The 22,748-nt window shown below is 39.8% G+C and carries 18 protein-coding genes; 9 read left to right on the top strand and 9 right to left on the bottom strand.

What is annotated here, in order from left to right; translation table 11 throughout:
* Window positions 1-66 precede the first annotated feature (66 nt).
* Window positions 67-1,884 carry an excinuclease ABC subunit UvrC gene (gene uvrC / locus ACQY4U_RS05990; protein ID WP_428328484.1) on the top strand — a complete coding sequence of 606 codons (1,818 nt, stop codon included), beginning with the start codon at window positions 67-69 and terminating at the stop codon, window positions 1,882-1,884.
* Between the two features lie 100 nt (window positions 1,885-1,984).
* Here uvrC and gldN read toward each other — a convergent pair whose 3' ends face one another.
* The 6 genes from gldN to ACQY4U_RS05960 all read right to left on the bottom strand — a co-directional run bounded on the left by gldN (window position 1,985) and on the right by ACQY4U_RS05960 (window position 8,840).
* Entirely contained in the window at window positions 1,985-2,935 is a 951-nt protein-coding gene (gene gldN / locus ACQY4U_RS05985) for a gliding motility protein GldN (protein ID WP_428328483.1), read from the bottom strand.
* Window positions 2,936-2,942: 7 nt separating this feature from the next.
* Window positions 2,943-4,472, bottom strand: a complete 1,530-nt coding sequence (gene gldM, locus ACQY4U_RS05980) for a gliding motility protein GldM (RefSeq protein WP_428328482.1) — start codon at window positions 4,470-4,472, stop codon at window positions 2,943-2,945.
* 49 nt (window positions 4,473-4,521) lie between these two features.
* Complete coding sequence (gene gldL, locus ACQY4U_RS05975) at window positions 4,522-5,331, bottom strand: gliding motility protein GldL (RefSeq protein WP_428328481.1); 810 nt, start codon at window positions 5,329-5,331, stop codon at window positions 4,522-4,524.
* A gap of 49 nt (window positions 5,332-5,380) precedes the next feature.
* Window positions 5,381-6,700, bottom strand: coding sequence for an SUMF1/EgtB/PvdO family nonheme iron enzyme (locus ACQY4U_RS05970; RefSeq protein WP_428328480.1), 1,320 nt, complete (start codon window positions 6,698-6,700; stop codon window positions 5,381-5,383).
* A gap of 388 nt (window positions 6,701-7,088) precedes the next feature.
* Window positions 7,089-7,847, bottom strand: coding sequence for a uroporphyrinogen-III synthase (locus ACQY4U_RS05965; protein ID WP_428328479.1), 759 nt, complete (start codon window positions 7,845-7,847; stop codon window positions 7,089-7,091).
* Window positions 7,848-7,871: 24 nt separating this feature from the next.
* Entirely contained in the window at window positions 7,872-8,840 is a 969-nt protein-coding gene (locus ACQY4U_RS05960; protein WP_428328478.1) for a DUF4271 domain-containing protein, read from the bottom strand.
* A 123-nt stretch (window positions 8,841-8,963) separates the two neighbouring features.
* Between ACQY4U_RS05960 and ACQY4U_RS05955 the strand changes: the two genes are divergently transcribed.
* The 3 genes from ACQY4U_RS05955 (at window position 8,964) to ACQY4U_RS05945 (ending at window position 10,829) form a co-directional block, all read left to right on the top strand.
* On the top strand, window positions 8,964-9,347 hold the full coding sequence (locus tag ACQY4U_RS05955) for a YrdB family protein (RefSeq protein WP_428328477.1): 384 nt from the start codon (window positions 8,964-8,966) through the stop codon (window positions 9,345-9,347).
* 539 nt (window positions 9,348-9,886) lie between these two features.
* Complete coding sequence (locus ACQY4U_RS05950; protein ID WP_428328476.1) at window positions 9,887-10,477, top strand: hypothetical protein; 591 nt, start codon at window positions 9,887-9,889, stop codon at window positions 10,475-10,477.
* A complete protein-coding gene (locus ACQY4U_RS05945; RefSeq protein WP_428329726.1) occupies window positions 10,443-10,829 on the top strand; it encodes a DUF481 domain-containing protein in 387 nt (128 codons plus the stop codon). The genes ACQY4U_RS05950 and ACQY4U_RS05945 overlap by 35 nt, the downstream gene beginning before the upstream one ends.
* Here the strand turns inward: ACQY4U_RS05945 and ACQY4U_RS05940 are convergent.
* Together ACQY4U_RS05940 and ACQY4U_RS05935 are read right to left on the bottom strand one after the other, a co-directional pair.
* Window positions 10,826-13,327, bottom strand: a complete 2,502-nt coding sequence (locus tag ACQY4U_RS05940) for a mechanosensitive ion channel family protein (protein WP_428328475.1) — start codon at window positions 13,325-13,327, stop codon at window positions 10,826-10,828. The two genes, ACQY4U_RS05945 and ACQY4U_RS05940, sit on opposite strands and share 4 nt — an antisense overlap.
* Window positions 13,328-14,161: 834 nt before the next feature.
* The gene (locus tag ACQY4U_RS05935; RefSeq protein WP_428328474.1) at window positions 14,162-16,144 is read right to left on the bottom strand and encodes a phosphatidylinositol-specific phospholipase C domain-containing protein; all 1,983 of its coding nucleotides are present in this window, start codon (window positions 16,142-16,144) and stop codon (window positions 14,162-14,164) included.
* Window positions 16,145-16,256: 112 nt separating this feature from the next.
* On the opposite strand from ACQY4U_RS05935, the gene ACQY4U_RS05930 reads away from it, so the two are divergent.
* Window positions 16,257-17,699, top strand: a complete 1,443-nt coding sequence (locus ACQY4U_RS05930) for a hypothetical protein (protein WP_428328473.1) — start codon at window positions 16,257-16,259, stop codon at window positions 17,697-17,699.
* Window positions 17,700-18,012: 313 nt separating this feature from the next.
* On the opposite strand, the gene ACQY4U_RS05925 is transcribed toward ACQY4U_RS05930, so the two are convergent.
* On the bottom strand, window positions 18,013-18,189 hold the full coding sequence (locus ACQY4U_RS05925; RefSeq protein ID WP_428328472.1) for a hypothetical protein: 177 nt from the start codon (window positions 18,187-18,189) through the stop codon (window positions 18,013-18,015).
* A 351-nt stretch (window positions 18,190-18,540) separates the two neighbouring features.
* Here ACQY4U_RS05925 and hemW point away from each other — a divergent pair, with 351 nt between their 5' ends.
* From hemW to ACQY4U_RS05905, 4 genes are all read left to right on the top strand, one after another.
* Complete coding sequence (hemW, locus tag ACQY4U_RS05920) at window positions 18,541-19,662, top strand: radical SAM family heme chaperone HemW (RefSeq protein ID WP_428328471.1); 1,122 nt, start codon at window positions 18,541-18,543, stop codon at window positions 19,660-19,662.
* A 357-nt stretch (window positions 19,663-20,019) separates the two neighbouring features.
* Window positions 20,020-20,568, top strand: a complete 549-nt coding sequence (locus tag ACQY4U_RS05915; RefSeq protein ID WP_428328470.1) for a fasciclin domain-containing protein — start codon at window positions 20,020-20,022, stop codon at window positions 20,566-20,568.
* Between the two features lie 151 nt (window positions 20,569-20,719).
* Window positions 20,720-21,601, top strand: coding sequence for a cupin-like domain-containing protein (locus ACQY4U_RS05910; protein ID WP_428328469.1), 882 nt, complete (start codon window positions 20,720-20,722; stop codon window positions 21,599-21,601).
* Window positions 21,602-21,718: 117 nt separating this feature from the next.
* Window positions 21,719-22,600: a cupin-like domain-containing protein gene (locus tag ACQY4U_RS05905; protein WP_428328468.1), complete on the top strand. Its 882-nt coding sequence runs from the start codon at window positions 21,719-21,721 to the stop codon at window positions 22,598-22,600.
* Window positions 22,601-22,748 lie beyond the last annotated feature (148 nt).

The raw sequence follows: 22,748 nt of genomic DNA, 5'->3' as shown, positions 1-22,748 counted from the left end.
ATTTATTTTTGAATTATGCAAATAGCTCAAAATAAATGGCCAATGAACTATTGAACAAGTGAACTAATGAGCAATTTCGATTATAAGGCGGCATTAAAAAACGTGCCTCATAAACCTGGTGTTTATCAATTTTGGGATAGTGAGAAAGAACTGATATATATTGGTAAGGCTAAGGATCTGCGTAACCGGGTAACCAGCTATTTTAATAAAGATACCAATGTAAATGCCAAAACCAGGGTACTGGTTTCAAAGATCAGGAACATAACTTTTACAATTGTTGATACCGAGGTTGATGCCTGGCTGCTGGAAAATAGCATGATCAAGAAGCATCAGCCGCGATACAATGTGATGTTAAAGGATGATAAAACCTATCCCTGGATCATCATAAAAAACGAAAACTACCCGCGTATCTTCTGGACAAGGCGTATCGTTCGCGATGGTTCCAAATACCTGGGCCCGTATGCATCTGTAAGTATGATGCATAATATTTTAGGACTGATCAAAGAAACCTATCCCCTGCGCACCTGTAACCTGGCACTTACCCGCCAAAATATTGATAAGGGTAAGTTTAAGGTATGCCTTGAATACCAGTTGGGTAACTGTAAAGGGCCATGCCAAAACTACCAGACCGAAGATGATTACAATAATAGCATCACCGAAATATCTGATATATTAAATGGCAAAATAGGCGTTGTACTGCGTAAGCTGCGTGCTGATATGGAACAGGCCGTGGGCGATATGAACTATGAACAGGCACACCGTTTGAAACGTAAGTTTGAGCTACTGGACAATTACCAGAGCAAATCAACCATTGTAAACTCATCTATTACAGATGTGGATGTTTTCAGCATCGCATCCGAAGAGAAAATAGCCTTTGTGAACTACTTGAAGGTAATGAATGGCACCATTATCCAAACCCAAACTATTGAGCTTAAAAAACGGCTGGACGAAAGCGATGAGGAGCTTTTAACGCTGGCTATAATAGAGTTCAGGAGCAGGTATGACAGCCACTCGAAAGAGATCATCGTACCTTTTGATATTGACCTGGATGAAGCCTCGATCAAATTCACCGTGCCTAAACTTGGTGAAAAAAGAAAACTGCTCGATCTGTCACAAAAGAATGTAATGTTCTTTAAAAAGGAAAAGATAGATCAGTACGAAAAACTAAACCCGGAGATCCGTACTGACCGCCTGCTAACCCAAATGATGAAGGATTTGCGGATGAACCAGCTGCCGCGCCATATTGAATGTTTTGATAACTCTAACTTTCAGGGTAAATACCCGGTTTCGGCCATCGTGGTTTTCAGGGATGCCAAACCATCAAAGAAGGATTACCGCCACTTTAATGTTAAAACAGTGGTAGGTCCTGATGACTTTGCTACGATGGAAGAAGCGGTGCACCGCCGTTATCGCCGTATGCTTGATGAAGGCACCGAACTGCCGCAGCTGATAGTGATTGATGGTGGCAAGGGCCAGTTATCATCAGCATTAAAAAGCTTGAAATTATTGGGGATTGATAAAAAAGTAACCGTAATTGGTATAGCCAAGCGACTGGAAGAACTCTACTACCCCGGCGATCAGTATCCCTTGTATTTAGATAAAAAGTCTGAAACGTTAAAAGTTATTCAGCAGCTGCGCGACGAAGCGCACCGTTTCGGCATCACCTTTCACCGTAAAAAACGCGATCAGGGGACTTTGGTTACCGAGTTGGAACTTATTGATGGCATTGGTAAAACCACGTCCGAAAAACTGCTCAAATACTTTAAATCTGTAAAAAAGGTAAAGTTAGCCACAGAAACCGAGCTAATGGAGGTAGTGAATACCAAGCAAGCCAAAGCTATACTGGCCTATTTTGGCGAAAAGACTTTAGCCGTTGAGGACTAAAGCCTGAAGGAGCTGATTTGATTTAACTAAAACCAACACGAATAAAAAAGCCCTGATGAATTAATCACCAGGGCTTTTATATTTTCAGGGGCTGTACTAATTAGTATTGCCACAAATTAAGTTCCCAATCCATCAGGCCCTTTTTGATTCGCTCCGACTCGTAGAGCTTATCAATACCTGTGGCGTAATCCTTAATACGTTCGTCCTTATCGTTCGATTCTTTTACAATGTAACTTGTAAATATGCGCTTCATAAACACATCATCAAAGCTTAAGCCGGTAGCATCGCTGTTACGGCTTACTACTTCCTTATTAGCTAATATGTGCCTTGCATCAGGGAAATAAACCCAAAATGCCGGCTGATAATCTTCAGAGTTACCAATTTTAACCTTTACTAATGGTGCAATACCAATAATACGGGGCTCAAATATAGAACGCTGCCTGTCAAAGATCCAGTCTTCCTTAATACGGAATTTCACCACACTATCAGGATTAAACTCACCTGCTTTTAGTACTGATCCTATTTTGTTACCATTGGCATCAAACTTATCAACTAAGCTGCTATCAGCCATGCGTGACCTTGCACCACCGGCAGCCATAGGGATAGCAAAACCATCGCCTCCCGGATCGTCTTTGGTTTGTGTAGGCTCATAAGCGGTTAATTCACCGGCATCAATTGCATTCAGTAAAACATCAATTAAACGTTGTTTTGGCGAAGCCAGGAACTGGTTCATTTTTTCGCGGATGTCAATTTCGCGCCAAATGCGTTTAGCAAACGCAACGTCCGATTCGCGCAGGTTTGGATAAGGCGTTACCCTGGCACTTAAAATATTGTTCTTTTTAAAGTAACCATCCAATGGCCTGTCAAAAGGTTTTAACGGTGCCCTTGCTATCCTTTTTGTAGTATCAATTGACGGCTGCGCACTTGTAGCTGTATAAGGTATTTGCTGCGTTGTTTTGGCAGGTTTCTTTGTACTCTTTTTTTTGCGGCGCTGTGCATAAGATGTTATGCAGGCTAAGCAGAGTAAAACAACTAAAATCCTTGTTTTCATAATCCTTTTAATTAGCACTTAATACAATCGAGTCAAGTCCACGTTGTGTTCCGTCAGGGCCAACAGCAATAATATCTTTAAAAACAACAGTTGTACCTGGTGTAACAGTATTCATTAATGAGCGCATAGCACCTGATAATTCGCCGCCTGTTGCTGATAATATCACAACATCCTGGCGTGGCTTAGCTACCATTAAAGTAAAACGGGTAACGTTAAATTTAGCATCAAAATCAAAGCCTTCTAATTTGGCAAAAACCCTGTCCTGCGCCCTTAAGTTAGCAGCACTTGTATTACCGCCACTTTTACCGGCAAACTGTGCCTTAGGGTCAGGGATACGTTTTACACGGAACAATGAGCTGCCTAAGTTAGTTACTTTACCTTTGGTTAATTCGCCCGATACATTGATCGTGGCCTCACCTAATTGGCTTACTGTAACGGTGTAATGACCGCCCGAACCGCTTAAGGTTCCGCCTGTCATACTCACACGCAGGTTCTCTTTTGAAATACCGGGTGCCGATACTGAGACCGGGTTAGGTACACCAATGTAAAGAACGTTCATCTTATCAGGAGATACTACAGCCGATGGCCTTGATACCTGGTAAGTTTGCGTTGGTAAAGAGTAGGTTTTAGTACCATCCGGTCCTTTTACTGAAATTGAACCTGAATAAGTGAAAACACCTTCTTTAGAAGTATTAACAGTATACTTACCCTTCCCGTCGGCTACGCCAATGGTACTTCCATTTACCGTAATGGTAGGGTTAGATTTTGAATCGTAAGCAGTTAAGAAGATATCGGCAGTGTAAGGCTGGCCGGCAATTACATAGCTTGTTGGAGCTACAGCAACAGCGCCAAACTGATCTAAAGTAACCTGCGCTACGTCAACTTCGCCTAATATCTTTTTCACAATTTCGCTTTCGGCATTTTTAGTATCCGTTTGGATTTTAGCAAGCGTGGTTAACGTTGCACCCAATGGGATACCTTCGCCAAAATAAGCATCTTCCCATGTTTTTTTTAAGCCCGAAGTTGAGGTTGGTACATCAACATTCAGCGAAAAATTAACCCCTTGCTTTTCTTTCTCTGTCAGTAAACCCAATAGCTGGCTACGGGTATCTTCTATTTTCTGTCTTAACTCATCACCTTTCTTTTGGGTGATCATTATACGTGGCGAAATATCAAGGTTATCCCTTGCTTCCACATCGTTAGTATTAGGGTTAATACCCCCGCCTTCTGCAACCAACTGATCTCTTAAAGCCTGTATATAATCATTAAGTGCCTTTGCAACAGCGCTTGCCTTTTTAGCCTTATCATATATGGGCTGTGCTCTTTCGTGCTGCTCTTTCAGTTTGCTGTTCTCAAAAGTTGTATAGGTGGTTTCAATACCTTTTTGAACGTTTGAGCTTGATGTATCCAAACTGTTTTTTATATTTTTAAATGCATCCAATAAACTGTCTGGCACACTTAGCGCCACAAGGCCCAATAGTACCAGGTACAGGATACCCATCATTCGTTGTCTTGGGGTTTGCTTACCTCCAGCCATGTGTCTTTTGTTGTTATATTGTTAACTAAATAAAACCTTAATATACTGCTTAATTAACACGCGGCTGATTCATTGCTGATAGCATATTGCCATAGATAGAATTCAGTGTTGACAAGTTTTTAGCTAAGCGGTTAACCTCATCCTTAAACAATTTCGAGTCGTTTGCCGAATCGGTAAAATTGCTCAGGGTTACAGACATATCCTGGTAAAATTTGTTCATTGATTTTAAGTGGTTGCTTGAATCCTGCAGCTCAAGCTCATAAACAGCATTTAAGGCTGTTAAATTTTTAGCCATTTTGTTGATCTGCTCATGGTATGATTTTGAATCAACATTTGAATTGGCCATTTCAGACAGGTTAGCCGATGCTTTTTCAAAAGCATTGCTCAGGTTATCATAACTTGCAGTTGCCTGTTTAATTTTGTTGGTGAAAGCAATAGTTGCATCGCCAGCATCAGTAACACGTGATATTGAACTCACTTTATCACCAAAAGTTCTTAAACCATTTGCAAGGCTGCCAATCAGTTCAGGACCTATCTTAGCTTCGGCAAGCATAGCATCTAAAGCTGCAGTATTTGAAAAACTGTCGCCCTGTACAATTGCTTTTTTTGTTGATGCTTTTGGTAATTCGCCGTCATAATCCTCATCCAGTTCAGGATAAGCACGACGCCAGTCAATTTCCTTTTCATCTCTCTGAAATCCTAACAGAAAAAACAAGATAGCTTCCGCCGATAATCCGCCTGCAATAAACCAGGTTGCTCCTGGTAAGTGTAATATTTTGAACATCAGTCCTACAATAACCACTGTAGCACCCCATGACACAATATTGTTAATTCCGTAAGGTTGTTTCTTCCCAGCCATAGTAATTTGAAAAAGATTTAATTATAGTTTTTATTGTTTTTTAGCGTGTTTATCGTTTGTCTCTTAAGTCACGACCAAGATATTTGGTTATGCACCTGAAACCGATGTAAGATTTTGCAGTGTCCTGATACTCGTAAGTACGGGTTGAGTTTTGAAGAAAATAGCCAATATCTTTCCATGATCCGCCGCGTACAACTTTACGTTTCAGTACTTCAGGATCACTTGCTTTAGCTTCGTAGTTAAATGTTGGTGCCAAATCATGTACAAATGTTGATGCAGCTTCGTCAAATGCTGATGAAGTCCACTCAGCAACGTTTCCGGCCATGTTGTACAAACCATAATCATTAGGGAAATATGATTTAACGTTTACTGTATATGCACCACCGTCATCAGTATAGTTACCTCTGCCCGGTTTAAAGTTTGCCAGTAAACATCCTTTAGCATTTTTAATGTACGGACCACCCCAAGGGTAATCAGTACCTATACGACCACCGCGGGATGCATATTCAAACTCAGCCTCTGTAGGCAGTTCATAATCGGCGCGGTGTGGTAAATGTCTTTTGTCTTTATAAGCCTCGTTGTAACGGGTACGCCATACGGTAAATGCACGTGACTGGCGCCAGGTAACACCTACCACCGGATAGTTACGGAAGGCAGGGTGCGAAAAGTAACCTTCAACCATTGGCTCATTGGCCGCATAAGAGAAATCACTTAACCAAACCAGCGTATCGGGATAAACCGGCACTGTATCACGCAGGATGAAATCCGAACGTCTTTTGGTTCTGTCGTTTTTATAGTCAGATGCGTTACGCAAAACCATTTTAGCAAATGCATATTTTAAAATACGTACATCAAGCTCGTTACGGTCAAACACCCTGTCATCGCCCTGGTAAAACATACCTTGAAGCTTTGCTGTTGCAGCACTTGAGTTATTGCCTTTTTTAGGGCTCATTACCGGGTATCTTTTTACATAATCCCAGTTGATATATTTTTTACCACCCGGATTTGGCGCAGCGCCTTTACCCGGTTTATAGTAGTACTTATCATCGCCTACATAATTGGTGATGGCGATTGAATCGCGCACCCAATTAACAAACTGGCGGTACTGGCTGTTGGTGATCTCTGTTTGATCCATAAAAAATGGAGGAACAGTAACCTGCTTGGTTTGTGCTATTTGCGAAAAGGTAACATCCTGATCTGTTTGCCCCATTAAAAAAGAGCCACCAGGGATATAAACCATCCCGAAGGGCACTTCTGCCCTGAATGAACGCTCACGGACACCCGTCAGTTCACCCCTGTCGCCCCCCTTACTGCAGCTGCTTAAAACCCCTACTGCCAAAATCCCTACTAAAAAGTATAATTGTTTCATCTTAAAATCAATATTTAGCTATATAAATATAACACCATGTGACCCCCGAATATATTAAATTTGACTCACAAATCTGTAAAAAACATTTTTTATTAGTCAAAACAGCCTTATTTTGAGTTGAAATTACATAAACCAAAAACCGGTAAATGCACATTGCCATTAATTTATCACTACAATTATGCTAATTACTTTGCACTTATACGATAAACTTCTAAAAATAGTTGCAATACAGTTAAATAAATTTCAAGGATTTATTTAGAAAGGTTGGATAAATTGCTGGGCAGCAGTAAGCTTAAGAGAAAAAATTAATTTATACAATAAGCATAATAACGCCTAAATGATGTAGTTATTATGTGTAATAAATTAAAAAAAGCAACGTTGGGTGTGCTTATTTATTAACCAGCTTGCAATACTGGTCAATAGCCATCGTCATTGACGGAGCTGCTGGTGTTGGTGCAGGAATATCAAGTATAAGCCCGGCCTCTAAAACAGCTTTATGCGTAGTTGCACCAAAGGCTGCAATACGGGTATTGTTCTGTTTAAAATCGGGAAAGTTTTTATAAAGCGACTGGATGCTCGAAGGGCTGAAAAATGCGATCACATCGTAAAACACTTCGGCCAGGTCAGATAGGTCACTGCATACGGTACGGAAAAGAACCGCAGGCGTAAAGTTGTAACCATTCTCCAGCAAAAATTTCTGTGTTTCTTCGGCAGCTACATCAGAGCATGGGTAAAGAAACTTCTCGCTTGAGTGTTTTTTCAATACCTCAGCCAGATCCGAAGCGGTTTGCTTACCAAAAAAGATCTTTCTTTTACGGTACTGAATATATTTTTGAAGATAAAGGGCAATGGTTTCTGAAAGACAGAAATATTTCATCTCAACAGGTACATCAAAACGCATTTCTTCGCAGATCCTGAAAAAATGGTCAGCAGAGTTACGGCTTGTAAAAATCACAGCAGTGAAATCAGCAAGATTGATCTTTTCCTTACGGAAATCTTTAGCCGGTACACCTTCAACATGAATGAATGACCGGAAGTCAATCTTCAGATTAAGCTTTTTAGAAAGCTCGGCGTAAGGATTTTTATCGTTTTCAGGCTTTGGCAAAGTAACTAAAATGCTTTTTACCTTTTTCTTTCTCTCTTCCAAGTTCAATTCGTGTAACTCCCTAAATTATATGTTAAGTGCCTTAATCAAAATTAAAACGGGGCAAATTTCGAGGGCACAAAGATAGACAAATAAATAAAATTTATGAAATCGAATATTAGAAATAACGTTTACGCTGTTTCGCAGGTATTGCCACGTAAATATTACTACAGTAGCTATAACAGTAAACGCCAGTAACAAGGGTACAAAACGGGCAGCAATCAGGCTTAAACAGGCGGCAACAGCTAACAGCACAAAGGCCATATTAAAATACGTAAGGTTTAATATGGATATATATTCGCTCACCATTCGGTTAATGTCAAAAACAAAACCTAAAAACTTAAGCATCAAAAACTTAAGCGCAAAAAGCATTGCTATAATTACTGATAATGAAATAAAAAGCTGGAAGCCGCCAATATTATAATCAACCTTATAATAAATAGTTAGCTGGTATAACACTATGCCTAAGGTAAAGCAAAACAGTACAAACAAACCTATAAATGCCCATGAGTTAATGAGGCCACCTTCTTTATCGGTTTGTGACAGCGCATTTTTATTATAAAACGACTGGATAACACTCCGTACATCGTTCCCTAAAAAAAGATTGAGCAATGCTGTATAAACAAACAAACAGAGTATTACAAAGATCAACCACGGATCGCGGTAGTTACGGAGCTGCCCCTTTGCTACATACCTTTGCTTTAAAGGCTTATTGATAAAGAAATTTATTTTGGCAATGTTGTTTTTGAAAACCTGTGTCATAAACTGGTTTTCACGCAGCGAATCAGGGATAAGGTATCCCATAGCTATAGAATCGGCCTGAAATTGCTCCCGGCTTTCTTTAGCGATCTCGACTGAATCAACAGCGACGGTGCTAACTGGCTTTATACCTGGCTGGATAACCCTGCTGCTGCTAACTGCCGTTGAATCCTGCTGCGCAAACGCCGTTGCACAACCAATTAAAACAAGCAGAAAACATAAAGCAACAAATCTCATCCGTATAAAACCAACCCTGATAATAGCCGCAAAATTACCTTAATAATTGATTGTTTTATAGGGTGATATTTAAATAAACATTAATAATTAAAACCATAAGCGCCAAAAACGTATTAGTTTTATATGAATACCAATCCAATCAACATGGTTGTAAGGTTTTTATTGGAGGTTGCCATGTTAGCTGCATTAAGCAACTGGGGCCTGCATTTATTTACCGGCTGGTTAGGCTACGCTGCGGCAATTGGCTTCCCGCTGATGGCGGCTGCGCTGTGGGGAATTTTCCGGATTGCCAATGATCCTAAACCTGCCCCTGTAGAAATTCCCGGTATGCTCAGGTTAATATTGGAATGGAGCCTGTTCACCCTCTCGGTTTTTGCCTTGTACCGCACCGGCTATTTAAAGTTAGGCCTCATAATGGCTATTGTAGTAAAAATACATTACATGGTATCGTACGACAGAACCTGGGTGATGATGCGGAACAAGCCTTACAAAGGCTTTGTTGATTAATTACTTTTTACTTGCTTGAGGCTTGCGCCAAATCAAATACCTTACCTTTGCTGCATGGCCGAAATGTTATTTTTATTTGATTTACAAATAGTTACGATCTCAAAGTAACAAATGAGTAACAATAAAGAGTGACAGATATTATCGAAAAAACAGTTAGTTTTCATGGAAAATAAGAGATAATCGGACCGGTTAATATTTTATACAAAATCCTGATTATCATAATTTTGTATAAATTACTAATGCTTTCTTCGGATTCATCACTTTTCGAATTATTGTTAAGTTATTTTCAAAAATGATTGCGAAAATAGGATTTCATAAGTTTTTTTTTCAAATTAACCCTCCTTGTGATAATCCAACTATATTTTTTAAAGGCCATCACAATACGCTTCTAAACATCCTTTGCGGTGAGATAAGTTTGTATAATTTAGCAATTTGTGAAATCAGGTATGAAAAGTCATGGTATTTATAAGCTTTGTTTAATTATATGCCTCTCCTTGCAACTTGCCATTCAACATAAGGCCTTCGCCCAACATGATACTATGATCATGAAAAATGGTGATCGAATGGTGGGGCGAATTATTTCATTAGATCATGACATACTAACGCTGAACACGCCTTACTCGAATGGCTTGCCGTTAAAATGGAGCAAAATCGAATACCTGGTAAGCGACAGCCGCTTTAAAATATTAGATACACGTGGTAACCTGTATATTGGCGAGATAAAAATGGATACTACGACCAAAAAAAGCGTAACCATTATAAGCGAAAAAGACACCATTCATATTTCCCGGCTTGAAATTGCCAGTATAAATTATTACGCCAATAAAAAGTTAACTGACAGGCTTAAAATGAATGCCGACTTCGGCTTTACTGAGATAAAGGCCAGTAAGGCTTTTACGCTAAGCCTGAGTTTTGGTGCAGCCTACGAAGCCAGGCGTTGGGATTTGAGTTTTGATTATTTCTCATACGCCTCTGTTACCGATACCATCCACAACAGTAAGGGTAGTGCTGGTTTGAGTATCATTTATATTTTACCAGCTAACTGGTTTCTATTGGGTAAGGGAACTGTATTTACAAGTACCGAACAAAATTTAGATCACCGTTATACCTATTTTTTTAGGTGCAGGTAATTACTTTTTCCGACAGACTAATGGTTACCTCTCTTTTTCGTTAGGCGGCACCTATAACGACGAATTATTTTCGGGATCGACTCAAAGTTTCAAGAGCGGCGAAGCTTTTGGCGATTTACATTTTGAGTATTCCTTACTAAAGGACATCAATATCGTTTCGGAAGTATTGGCTTTCCCCAGTTTAACAGAATCGGGCCGTTTTCGCTCGGCTGTTAAAACAGATTTGACGGTAAACTTTTCTGCACATTTCAGAACAGGGCTTGGCTTTATGCTCAATACAGATAGCAAGCCCCCGATAACGAGCAGCAAATCAGATTACATTATCAACCTAAAACTTGGATGGAAGCTTTAATCTTTGTCAACTCCTGCACCTGGCTTTGCATCATTCTTTTTGTCATTATCCGGCAATGCCTTAATAAATACATCTTGTTGCGGTACTGGGATCACAATTCCATTCGCCCTGAATATTTCATCAATTTGTTCAATAATATCGCTTTTAATTGATTTTAACATCGAAATATGGTTTGGCCAAAAAATCACTTCAATATCAATACTGCTCACATTAAAATCCTTTATTACAACGGAAAATTCGGGATCACGCAAAATCCTTTTGTCATCATTCAGTATTTTCATAATAATGGATTTAACCTGTTTTAAATCACTGCCATAAGCCACCCCAACTATAAAAGTGTTACGCTTAAGGTGTGCGCCCATGGTCCAGTTAACCAGGTGCTGGTTGAGCAGTTCTCCATTAGGTATTACAATGTGTGATCCATCTGCACTGGTAACTATACTACTCCTGAAGCCGATGGATTTCATCGTAACCATCTTGTCATTGACCTCTATCAGGTCACCTACATTCACAGGGCGCTCAAAGGAAATGATAAGACCGCTTACCAGGTTATTTGCCAAACCCTGTAAGCCTAAACCAATGCCCACACTTAACGCACCGAAAATAACGGTTATTCTATCTAATGCTATGCCGGCGGCTGCAAAAGCAAAGAAAAGTCCGGCACAAATAATGAAGATGCGGATAAGCAACATGTAACTTGCCAAATTGACCTTTTTTTTGTGTTTATCCTTTTCATGACTTGTTACGGCATCGGAAGTAAAAAAAGACACCAGTTTTGACAACACGAGTGATAATATCATGATAGTTAAGAACACGACCAGCCCCATGATCGAAAAATTATAACTCCCTATAGAGCGCTGTTGCGTTAGCGATGCCACAAAAGCTTCATAAATCTGCTTAAATCCATAAAAATTTTTGCCTACCAGAAAAAACCAGCCTAAAACCAGCATCACGTAAAAAAATGTCGGGGCTTCGCTCCCAACACGGTTAAAGTTTACAAAAAACAGCTCGCGGTTTGGCTTTTTATAAATCCCAAGCGCCAAAGTTAATCCCTCGTTAATTAATCTTACCACCCATAAAAACATGATGGCGATAACCACACCGGAGTAGCCACTTACAAAAAAGGTTTTTGCAAGGTTAAAACGCCCAAAACAATTTAATGCTACAGCCGTCAACTGGCATAAAAAAACAAACAGTATAAAATATAATATACTTCGTTCTTTCAACTCTTTTCGTCGTAAGGGTCTCCATAATTTGTAAACAATGTAGACAATACCGGTTATCGAAAGCCATAAAGTAAACAATCTTTCTATCCTGGTAATTTGCAGTAACATATTACCCAAGCCGGCCGCTATAAAAAACACACCCATTGCAATCCAAAACCTGAACCAGTAGCCAACGATATATCTGTGAAATATAAAAGTCAGGCATACAGCAGCTATAAGCCAAATAATAAAACTGATGATAAAAGGAGGATCTGTCAATATAAACTGAAAAACACATAGCGTTAAAAGCGTGGCTGATAACCAGGGATAACGTATCAGCAATTGCCCGGAAAAAGCGGTGTTAAGTTTATCCTCATTTGCCAGCTGCCGCTTCAATGCCCGAATGAAATAGAACGCAGCGGTAATCAATACCAGCAATACAAAAATTTCGTCGATATGGTCTATAAAATAATAGTATAAGACCAAACTACCTTTTATCCATGAAAACTCTATTACATCTTTTATAGGTCGGCTATACCCTGAAGGCTCCCATAAAAATGGAAATTCATTTTCAAATGCCCTTGCGGATAGGTTATTGCTATATATATCCACATCCTCCTTTAGTGATCGCAGCTGATATACTAATAAATCCACCTTTAACTGTAGCGCCTGTAAACTTAGCAGGGCTTTATTTATAGCAGTATCAATGGGGGCGGTTTCTTTAACTACCACAATTATTTTGGCAATGTAATTCTTTACCGCCACTGAATCATTTGGAAATACATATAACACCGAATCGCTGTACAAAGAATCTATCTTAAATCTAAAGCCTGCTACTTTATTAGTATAATTATCCAGTAATATCTTTCTGTCTTCTAATTTTTTTGAAAATTCAACGAGTATCGCGGCTGACACAGATAAGTTTCTTTGTGTTTGTGATGTCCCTTTGTTGATGAAAACGCCATCACTCACCACAGCAATTGATTTGGTTGTTTGATCAAGCAGGACCTTGATCCCGGCGGTATCGATGCCTTCTTTCAGGACAATTTTAGCTTGCCGATTTATTCCCTTCAATAACTCCATGGCACGCCGCTGGTGGAAATCAATTTTCCCGTCATTGTATTTTTTAATACTTCGGACTGTTTCATCATGACCGCGCTTTTGCATCATATGTACAAAATCGAGCTTTTGGGCCGATGTGGTTGAGGGGGTATCTCGTTGTGGGCCATACGGCTTTTGCGCATAAACCGAATTGCTGAATAGTAACAAGAACAGATATAAATAATTTCTCATCCAGGTAAATGATTTTTAAGGTACATAAGTTCGCTTATATTGGGCCGCGACCGTTTGCTTTAAAAATTATAATTGCTATTAGTGGCTTCTTCTTTCAAAAACTATTTCATTTTTTTATAAAGGCAAGTGCCGGTTTGTAAAATATGGATTTCTGGAGTTTATTCTCACCGTACAGTGAGTTGAATACAAAGAAAAAGACAGGGATTATTACCAATAAAAATCTACGCTTAGTCATAAATGCTTCAAATAGGATAGCTCTTTCAAAAAGTGGTGGTTAATTATAAAGATATATTTTTATACGCAAAATCAAATTAATGTTAAAATATAGCAGCTTTTTACTAAATTATATCAAAATAGTATATTTATTTATAACATCAAAGCCATGAAAAAACTTTATTTACCTGCTACTGGGAATAATAATTGCTACCAATTCATTGCATAGGGCCAAACAATAGCTAAGCCAAAGGTCGTTACAAAAGTAATGGTGAAGAATTGCAGGTACAGTTACTAAAAACAGAGAGTCACAAATCAGTTCTGCGAGTGGATACGGTTCTGCAACGGTAAAAAATAGTGGAGATAAAAGTGTTTCCGGTTATAATTCCAATAGCACGTACACCGATCAACATTATGTTGTATCTGTTAGCTTGATGATTTATATGGACACTAATTTAAACATTTTCAGTCAAACACGTAAAAACTTTTGGGCAAATACAGACGGCTCATATAACAGTCAACTTGAATATTTGCTGAAAAAAAGTCCGCTACAAGAAATTAACATATTAATTTGTAATAATTGAACAGCTGTAAATGGCAATTATCATTTTTAAAGACCTATTAATTATATAAAGTTGAACCGTTCAATTCAATACAATAATCGGTTATCCATGCACTTGCAACATCAACGTATAACACATTTGGCTTATTGTTTTTATTGATGGTACCGTTATTTATCCAGGCATTGACCTTAGGTGGCAGATATCTGTTGCCAAATTGGGCCAGGTTAATTATACTTTGATTTTTTTTTACACCGTTTGTAAGCAGCATTAATCCATTTACAACAGGGTTTACATTTTCGTCCTCAAAAGCATTACAGATCAGTGCAGCCTCCTCACTGCTTTGGGTTAATTGCCAGTCAAGCCTTACCAGGTCATTTTTATTAATACCATCTTTCATTGATCTAAAAAACGATTCTTCCCTTGCCAATAGCTTGTCTATTTGATTAGTAGCTGCATAAGCGCGACGGAAGTTTAAAAAGGTTTTAGACTTATCGGCCATGGAGTTTGAGTCAATTAACTTTTGGCTGTTAGCATACTGTTCAAAAGTGATGATTACCTTACCGGCCAGATCATTCAGTTTGATATGATCTATGCTATTTAACTGGTTGTTAAAGATCCTGTCTTTTCCAAGCACGCTGAAAATGGTATCGGCCACATGATCTGCCGAAACTTCTTTCGGGCAAAAGTGGCTCAAGGTTATAATTAAAAATTCTTTTTTATGGCGATCAAGAAATGTTTTAACTGAATCGAGAACATCTTTAAACTGTTCACCATACCCGCCTCCCATGGCATCTTCCATACAATCTGACGAGCTATGTTTAGTGTAAATGGAATTTTTAAACGCCCCTACCCTTAAATCAAACATCCTGATTCCGGCATTTAATTGCTTCCCGATATTGAGTTTTTGGGTGAGTGTATTACATGGATTGATAGAATTGCCATGGATGCCACCTGTACCATTTAACGCCGACATACCGGCATCATGCGCGCCGGGAATAACAATATCCTTTAACGTTAAATTGCCCTTTGCCGGAAACAAAGTATCTTCCATCCAACTTGCCGGGTCATAATTTGCAAAATAGCTGAGGTATAGTTTTTGATCCTCGCCAACAAAAGCCATGATAAACTTTTTGGCATCAACGTTACATATCGAAACGGGATATAGTGTTTTAAAATAGTCAGGAAGCTTATAGCCATTTACAGGCTGATTTTGTTCAACTTCTGAAGCATAATAAATAAGGTTATCTTTTTTGTACCCTTTCCACATATAAAATAAACGGGTAGTATTAAATGCATGATAAACTGCAGGGGCAACCTTCGTTTTTGATTTTTCTACCGCCGTTCTTTTCGTCCAGGTTTTATCCCTGGGATTGTAATCAGCATAAAACATCCCATCATCATTAGTATAGCAGATACGAGCCCGATTATTAGAAAGTGTAACTATAAAAGGATAATCGCCGCTTCTCTTATTCGCGATAGTTTCTAAAACAGCAGGTTTAAATATCCCATCATCGCCGGCATCGAGCAAAGCAATCACCATGTTATTTTTATTATCGGCATGTGAGGCAATCATGACCTTGCCGCTGATCAGCGTAGCTGTGATCCCCAACTTTAATTTCGGCGCACCGTCAAAACTCACCGTATTAACAGCCTGGGTATTAAAAGTGGTATCGCTGTTGTTGATAATGTACTTCAAAGCACCATCGGTACTTATCCAAAAGACATAGATGTGTTTATCGGTTATCCTGAGCACGGGAGAAAAAGCACTCGTTTCGGTACCAACGATAACATCATGCTGTGAAAATTGAGTATCGTATTGTTTGCCAAGATAGCAAACGTGGATAACACCAGCGCCCCCGGCTTCTTTCCAGGTAACAAAATACCTGCCTTTAAAATTAGTGATGTCAATGGCCTTGTCCGTTCTCGCAGCAGGCAAAAAGTTTAATGGTGGAGTAAGACTTAAATTCTGGGCTCTTAATGTACCTACATTTACGAGTATAAACACACAGGCGGGTAAAAAGGCGGACCTGAAAAATTTCATAAAGCAGTTGTTTAAGTTAAAACAAAATAAGGTTTTTACTTAAAATGAAAAAAACATGTGTTGATTGTTTATTTTAAGTGAATTTATAATATTTTTATGTAAAAACGAACCAATGACAAAAACCCTTGCCACCTTTTTGTGCGTTTTCTTATTTGCACAAGCCGTTAGGGCCCAAGATGCAAACTACTGGTCGTCAAGTTATAATCCGGCAGGTTTTTTGACCCCTGGCGCTGTAATAGCCTTTAACCGCGACAGCGGGGTTATGTTCCTGAACCCGGCATTACTGGCCTACAACACAAAAAACACGGCATCAATCAATGCATCTATTTATCAATACGGCAGTATTAATATTAAAAACGGGGCGGGCAGCGGGCTTGATCTTAAATCAACATCGGCCAGTATTATTCCTCAAATGATATCGGCAACGTTGTCACTAAAAGGCAAACATCCTTTTACAATTGGGTATGCGTTAACCAACAACCCGGTAATGAGTTTCCGGGCTAACCAACAGCGTGATGCTACTATCAATGTGCTTGATGACTCTTACAGCCCCGGCAATGAGTATTTTTTGGGTCAGTATAAAAATGTAAATACCATTAATGAAACGGCCGGAATTATAAGCGGCGGCTTTAAAGCATCTGATCATTTCGCTATAGGTATCTCGGCCGAAGGACAAATCCGTAAACAGGACTATGATTATGATGTAAGTTCAAGGGCTTTGTATAATACCAATAGTGCCCTGCTTCCCCAGTTTTCAAATGTACAGGAATCATATACTGCCGGTTATTATCATGTAGGAATCAGGTTTAAAGGAGGAATTGCCTATGATAATGAAAAACATCACCTCGGTTTAACGTTATCATCGCCATTATTACATATCGCAGGCAGCGGAAACTTATTAAGTGACAATGAGATCAGTAATTTAATAATGCCTCACGAGGCAGATACTGTCAATTTACTAACTAATTCAAGGCAGCGCAACCTTAAGGTTAATTACAAAATGCCCGTAAGCGTTGCATTGGGTTATGCTTTTGATTATAAAGGAGGACAGCTTTATATCGTTACTGAATATTTTGCTAAAGTGGGCGAGTACGATATTTTAACACCTAAAAATCAAAGCTTTATAAAGGGAGTGGATATCGGCGACGATCTTCTCACGCCTGAATTCTTAAAATTTAAAGATGCACGCAAAGCAGTAACTAACTTCGGCATAGGCGCAAGCTATTTGTTAAAGCCCGATTTGATGGGATACCTATCATTACACACCGACTTTAATAGTATAAGCCCATCTCTTTACAACATTAATGATGACGGATACAGATCAAACACCGCCAACTACAATATTTATCATTGTCAGATAGGCGCCAACTTTAAAAAGCGCAAATTTAACCTTCGTACGGGCCTGCTGCTTTCCTATGGAACTACCAATAAGTACTTGCAAACCGTAAATTTTGATAATCCGAGTGAAGCTAATTATTTAAGCGGCAATCCGGGATATACCAAAGCGTCGCAATTTTCGGTGGGGCTGATGCTATCGTACATTCACAATTTGTAGGCAGTCAGATCGCATAAATAATATGGTTTTTCATCTGCGCACACCTGCCACATTACCGCTTAAACAACCGAAGCCCAAAACAGGAAAATTGTCATGGGCCGCGGTGATGGCCGCGGTTTATTATACCCTTGACTTTTTTCCTGTGTCGCTAACTTTGTGACTGCGGTGTTGTGGGTTTTATGTGCGCTGTAAGGCAGGCGTGTATGAGGTACGAATACCTGCCTGTTTGCGGTAGCGAGGCTGGCTGCGAACCTCACGTGTGGTGCAATGCAGCAACCTGCCGCAGCGGCCTATTACGTCTATCGCAAACGCATCATTTATTTGCCTTTACCTTTTCAAGCTTAAGCTTGGCTTCCTTTTGATCTTTTTCTGTCTGAGCTGCTACCGGTTCCGCAGCAATAATCGTCTGCTGTTTGACCATTGCTTTTTCAGCCATTTCTATAAATCCATTAGGGTCATCTGTCAACTTTGTGTCAATGGTCTTAGCCACATCTGGGTAAGCGCCTTGACCAGCCAGAAATTGTAGGCTTCGCGATTTAAGCGACAGCATCATCAAACATAAAAGCATTATTTTAGATACATTAGTTCTTATAGATTGATTACCTCGTGTTCATAATGTAATTTCAGTCAGTCCTAATCAGCCGATTTGTTGTTTCGTGTGATACAGCAAAAACGAGCAAAACTCGGAATTTTTGTTTCTTTTTGTTTCAGCTTGTGTCAAGCAAAGGGTTTAAGTGGTTGATTTACAACAAGGGTCTGTTTCAGCTATTTAAGGTGATTCATTTTGTGTCATTTATTCGTGAAACAGTACGGGCAGCGGCAAATACCTTACCTTTGCTGCATGGCCGGCATTTATATCCATATTCCTTTTTGCAAGCAGGCGTGTCATTACTGCGATTTTCATTTCAGCACATCACTAAAATATAAAGATGAACTGCTACAGGCATTGGTTAAAGAGATCAACCTGCAAAAAACCTACCTCGCAAACGAAACCATCGAAACCATTTATTTTGGCGGGGGCACACCATCTATACTAAGCGCTAACGAACTTAACCTGCTTATTGGTACCATAAGCAATCTGCATACGGTTGCAGCCAATGCCGAAATTACTATTGAGGCTAATCCCGACGATTTGGATAAGGCAAAACTACAGGCCCTGCGCCAAACAGATATTAACCGGTTCAGTATAGGCATACAATCGTTTTTTGATGAGGATTTAGAATGGATGAACCGTGTACACCGTGGTAACGAAGCCGAAGCAGCTGTAAAAAGGGCACAAGATATTGGTTTTGAAAACATAACGGTCGACCTCATCTATGGGTACCCGCTGCTGAGTGATCAAAAATGGAAATATAATCTCGACAAGGTTTTTGCACTTGATATTCCGCATGTTTCGTCCTACTCCATGACGGTTGAACCCCAAACGGCACTTGCTTCATTCATCCACAAGAAAAAACAACCTGCTATGAACGACCAGCAAAGCGCCGAGCAGTTTATTTTGCTGATGGATGCCATGCAAACACATAGCTTTGAGCATTATGAGATCTCGAACTTTTGCAAGCCAGGGCATTACTCCAGGCATAACTCCAATTACTGGAAAGGTGTAAAATATTTAGGCATCGGCCCATCGGCACACTCTTTTAACGGCGAAAGCAGGCAATGGAATGTAGCCAATAATGCCAAATACATACAGGTGTTGGAGAAAAATGAACTCTCGGCAGAAACCGAAGTTTTAACCGAAGCCGACCGCCTGAACGAATACATCATGACCTCCCTGAGAACCATTTGGGGGCTTGATCTGGATAAGCTCAACACCATTGCGGCGGGCGCATCAAACCAATTAAATAGCCCAGCACAGCGCTTTTTTGAAAACGGCTGGATAGAACAAAAGGACCGGGTGATTACCTTAAGCCCTATGGGTAAGTTATACGCAGACCACATCGCTTCCGAATTATTTTTTTAATTTTTAATTCAGTTCCCCTCCTCGGAGGGGGCGCGTAAGGATTGCGAAGTGGCTGGGGTGGGCTCGTCCATTTTAAGTTTGTCAAAAGTAAAAACACACCCCTCCGCCCCTCTCAAAAGGGAATCCCACAGACCTGGCTTTTATTTTTCCAGTTCCCCTTCCTAGAGGGGGTGCTTTAGCCTGTGAAGTGGCTGGGGTGGGTAAGTCTGCGATAAGTTTTTATTTAATCCTTATCCCCAATAAATACCCCTCATCAACCACCGCCTAAAACCTGCGGGAGTATGATTATAGCTGCATTATAAAACCAATCAAGGCTTATCCCCGTAACTTGATTTAAATAACAACTTACATCTATTTATGAAAAAATTAATTATCGCGGCGTTTGCATTAGTAGCTATTGCAGTTGCGCCAAAAGCAAACGCACAAACAAAAATGGTAGGCGGTGCAGCAATGTATCCAACCAAAAACATTATTGAAAATGCTGTAAACTCAAACGACCATAAAACTTTGGTTGCTGCTGTTAAAGCTGCCGGTTTGGTTGAAACTTTAGAAGGCACTGGCCCTTTCACCGTATTTGCACCAACAGACGAAGCTTTTAACAAGCTGCCTGCCGGAACAGTTGATAACCTGGTAAAACCTGAGAATAAAGCAACATTGACCAAAATTTTAACTTACCACGTTGTTGCAGGCCGTTTAACATCAAAAGATTTATGGATGCAGGTTAAAGCAGGTATGGGTAAAGCTGAATTAAAAACAGTTGAGGGTGGAACCTTAACCGTAATGGCCGAAGGAAAAAAACTATACCTTGTTGATGAAAAAGGCGGTAAATCATGGATTACCATTGCCGACGTAATGCAAAGCAATGGTGTTATACATGTAGTAAATACAGTATTAATGCCTAACTAAGCTTTTTTTCTTCTACAGAAAAAACAAAAGAAAGAGGCCCGGTTGTGTAAAACAGCCGGGCCTCTTTTTGTCAGCAAAATATCAAAAACAAATTTTAGTATTTATTGGTTTTTAGGTTTTAATTATTTTTGGTTGTTAAATAATTGTGAACATGGGCTTAATTATCTCTCCTATAGATAAAGTTGATCATATCAGCAAAGCTGATTTCATTAACAATTATTTAATCCCACGCAAGCCGCTCATTATCCGTAAAGCCACCGAAAGCTGGCCGGCCCTGCAAAAATGGACCTTCGATTATTTAAAAGAAGCTGTTGGCGACCAGTTAGTCCCCCTGTACGATAGCTCAAAGGCTGATCCATCAAAACCCATCAATGCAGCGGCTGCAGAAATGAAATTTGGTGATTATATTGACCTGATACAAAAAGAACCGACAGACCTCCGCATCTTTTTATTCGACCCGATAAAGCATGCACCCAAACTGCTGGATGATTACCGTTCGCCAACCGACCTGATGGGCGGTTTTTTGGATAAGTATCCCAATATGTTTTTCGGCGGTGCCGGATCGGTTACATTTTTGCACTATGACATTGACCTTGCCCATATTTTTCATACTCATTTTAATGGCCGCAAGCACGTAATCCTGTTTGACCAGAAATGGAGCGAGCGGTTGTATTGTATCCCCTTTGCTACCTATGCTTTGGAAGATTATGATATTGAGAACCCTGATTTTAAACAATTCCCGGCATTGGATGGGGTTGAAGGGCAGGAAGCATTTTTAGAACACGGCGACACCCTTTTTATGCCTACCGGTTATTGGCACTGGATGAAGTACCTGGATGGGTCGTTCTCCATTTCGCTACGGGCCTGGGACAAATCATGGGCCATTAAAGCCAAAAGCTTATACAATCTGCTTGTACAGCGCAAGTTTGACGACCTGATGAAAAAGAATTTTAAAACCAAGTATATGGATTGGAAGGAAGAGCTGGCAGTTAAGCGTGCAAATAAGGCCTTGCAAGAGCACGAACCCGTGTAGTTTTGTAATTTTTAACAATCTGTTAATATACTTAGTGGTTTTATTTCGTTATTTTGTTAGTTCCTGGTGAATAGACTATGTTTATTAGTTTATGTTGATACAGGAAGCAAATAAAATATGAGCTTTATCCTTAACCCGATAGACACTGTTGACAATATTAGCCAGGCAGATTTTACAGCAAACTATTTAAAGCCTCGCCGGCCGGTGGTTATAAAGGGGCTTACCAATAACTGGGCCGCCCGCGAAAAGTGGACCCCTGAATATCTGAAGCAAGCCGTTGGTAGCAAAATAGTACCGCTTTATGATAATTCAAAAGCCGATCCATCAAAGCCGATCAATTCATCAGCAGCCGAAATGCCGTTTGATGAGTATATCGACCTAATCATGTCTGAACCAACTGAGCTGAGGATTTTCTTCTTCAATATTTTTAAACAAGCCCCGCATTTATTAGAAGATATTGCCTTTCCTAAAGAATTAATGGGCGGTTTTATTGAAAGCATGCCATCTATGTTTTTTGGCGGATCAAACTCGGTAACTTTTTTACATTACGATATTGATCTTCCGCACATATTTCACACACATTTTGGCGGTAAAAAACACGTTATCCTTTTTGAAAACAAATGGAAACGCCGTTTATACTGTATCCCCAATGCAACATACGCGCTGGAGGATTATGATGTATTGAACCCGGACACCAAAAAATTCCCGGCATTAGAAGGCGTTGAGGGCACCGAAGCATTTTTAGAGCATGGCGACACTTTGTTTATGCCTACCGGCTACTGGCACTGGATGAAATACCTGGAAGGTGGCTATTCCCTAAGCCTGCGCGCATGGGATGCCTCTATTACCCGTAAAGCAGCGAGCGTATACAACCTGGCTGTAAAAGGTGGGTTGGACAGTGTTTTAAAAATGGCGTTTAAGGCTAACTATGCAAAATTCCGCGAGGAGTTGGCGGTTAAATGGGCCAACAGAGAATTAGCTTCCGGTAAACCTTATTAGTTGGTTACGTACCTACGGCACGCAGGGTAAAGAACAATATTTTGTTCTACCAGTATTTAGCCCCGATGGGGCTTTTTTATTGGATAATATTTTCTTCTTCTCCGTTCATAGCCAACTCTTTATTGTGCATTGATGGTAAGTTATCCAC

Source organism: Mucilaginibacter sp. (genome assembly GCF_965277465.1).
Classification (GTDB): Bacteria; Bacteroidota; Bacteroidia; order Sphingobacteriales; family Sphingobacteriaceae; genus Mucilaginibacter.
This window is presented reverse-complemented; position numbering and strand designations above follow the sequence as displayed.